Consider the following 259-nt stretch of genomic DNA (forward strand, 5'->3'; position numbering starts at 1 on the left):
GTGACAAATCTGCGTACAAGCATGGGCAGCCAAAGCGATTTATGCAATCAGACAACAACACACAACAAAGCCGCAATATGGGCCTGCTGGTCGCAGCCCAGTCCCTGGGAGGTGCCTCTCCGCCCATCATCATCTCGCTGGGCGGGCTGGTCGGGCAGCAGCTGTCATCCAATCCCACGGCGTCCACCTTGCCGGTCAGCATCTACCAGCTCGGGCTGGCGCTGTCCACCCTGCCTGCGGCCTGGATCATGAACCGCAT

1 protein-coding gene is annotated in these 259 nt (G+C 60.6%); it reads left to right on the forward strand.

Annotation, left to right across the window (positions count from 1 at the left end):
- Positions 1 to 41: 41 nt before the first annotated feature.
- A partial coding sequence (locus PU683_RS22285) for a hypothetical protein (protein WP_431190975.1) occupies positions 42 to 259 on the forward strand: 218 nt, incomplete at its 3' end.

The organism is Candidatus Kosakonia sp. 282A-S69, assembly GCF_029433855.1.
Lineage (GTDB): Bacteria > Pseudomonadota > Gammaproteobacteria > Enterobacterales > Enterobacteriaceae > Kosakonia > Kosakonia cowanii_A.